Source organism: Adlercreutzia sp. DFI.6.23 (assembly GCF_024462535.1).
GTDB classification, from domain to species: Bacteria; Actinomycetota; Coriobacteriia; order Coriobacteriales; family Eggerthellaceae; genus Adlercreutzia; species Adlercreutzia rubneri.
This window is the reverse complement of record NZ_JANGBP010000418.1, coordinates 1-307: the sequence shown is the minus strand read 5'-3', so window position 1 is coordinate 307 and position 307 is coordinate 1. Positions and strand designations below refer to the sequence as shown.

Here is a 307-nt window from a genome sequence, read left to right as displayed (position 1 = left end):
GATGGCGTTGTTCAAAAGGTTCACCACCACCTGCACAATCAAACGTCCGTCCATCTGAGCCAGGAGAAACTCATCCTCGATCACCACCGTCAGCCGATGCTCGCTCACAAAGCGACTGACATGGCGCAGCGCATCGGCCAGCACGTCGGAAACCAGTTCGGGGGCGCGCGACACTTCGACGTCGCCGTCGTCGAGCCGCGTCACCGACAGCAAATTCTCCACCAGATTGATCAGCCAATTCGCGTCCTCATGGATATCCGACATCAAACGCTTCCTCTGCGCCTCGTCCTGGACGTCCCCCGAGGCG

The 307-nt window shown here is 59.6% G+C and carries 1 protein-coding gene; it reads right to left on the bottom strand.

Annotation, left to right across the window (positions count from 1 at the left end):
* Window positions 1-264: sensor histidine kinase KdpD (locus tag NE591_RS13965; RefSeq protein WP_256156945.1), on the bottom strand; the 264-nt coding region annotated here is incomplete at its 3' end.
* Window positions 265-307: the final 43 nt, after the last annotated feature.